At 71.2% G+C, this 839-nt stretch carries 1 protein-coding gene; it reads left to right on the top strand.

Going from position 1 to position 839, the window contains the following annotated elements; all coding sequences use genetic code 11:
• On the top strand, positions 1-839 hold an 839-nt coding region (locus tag AC0IY1_RS25290; RefSeq protein ID WP_471773324.1), incomplete at both ends, for a 1-deoxy-D-xylulose-5-phosphate synthase N-terminal domain-containing protein.

Below are 839 nucleotides of genomic sequence, written 5' to 3'. Positions count from 1 at the left end.
CTGGCGGAGCCTTCGGCGCTGCGTCTGTTGCCGGAGAGCGCGCTGCAGGCGGTGGCGGATGCGGTGCGCACCGAGATGATCGACGCGGTCTCGGTCACGGGCGGGCATCTCGGCTCGGGGCTGGGGGTGGTCGAGCTGACGGTGGCGCTGCACCACGTGTTCGACACCCCCGACGACCGCATCGTCTGGGACGTCGGCCACCAGGCCTACCCGCACAAGATCCTCACCGGCCGGCGCGACCGCATCCGGACCCTGCGCCAGCCCGGCGGCCTGTCGGGCTTCACCAAGCGGGCCGAGAGCGTCTACGATCCCTTCGGGGCGGCCCATTCCTCCACCTCGATCTCGGCCGCGCTGGGCATGGCCGTGGCGCGCGACCTCGACGAGGCGACGGCCAAGGCCCAGGGCGCAGCGGTGCCGAAGCGGCGCAACATGGTGGCGGTGATCGGCGACGGCTCGATGTCGGCCGGCATGGCGTACGAAGCCATGAACAATGCCGGCGCCCTGCACTCGCGCCTCATCGTCATCCTCAACGACAACGACATGTCGATCGCGCCGCCCGTGGGCGCCATGTCGGCCTACTTCGCGCGCCTGGCCTCGGGGGGCACCTACCAGTCCCTGCGCGAGACCGCCAAGCAGCTGGGCCGGCTCCTGCCCAAGGGCCTCTACCAGCGCGCGGCCGCGGCCGAGGAATACGCCCGCTCCCTGGTGGTGGGCTCGGGCACGATGTTCGAGGAGATGGGCTTCCACTATGTCGGGCCCGTCGACGGGCACAACCTCGACCACCTGCTGCCCGTGCTCAAGAACGTGCGCGACAGCGAGCAGGGCCCGATCCTGCTGCA

The sequence above is a fragment of the Methylobacterium sp. AC690 genome, assembly GCF_979256535.1.
The sequence above is the reverse complement of the archived record's forward strand: the minus strand, read 5'-3'. Positions and strand labels throughout refer to the sequence as shown.